Raw genomic sequence first — 212 nt, 5'->3', positions numbered from 1 at the left:
TCCACCATAGCGGAACTTAATCTGAAACGCTTTCAGATAAGAGGATTTTGTGCGCTCTTTTTTTCGATTCATTTTGGCTACAAAAGCAATAAAATCAAGCATTAGTAAAACCAGTGGAACTTACCCTGACATGGATTTCCACTGGTTTTTACAATTTTTATCAGATTAACTTCCACTTCTACTAGCGGTGGAACTTAGTTTGGGAATTTACC

This window comes from Streptococcus sp. 1032, assembly GCF_013277015.1.
GTDB lineage: Bacteria > Bacillota > Bacilli > Lactobacillales > Streptococcaceae > Streptococcus.
The sequence above is the reverse complement of the archived record's forward strand: the minus strand, read 5'-3'. Positions refer to the sequence as shown.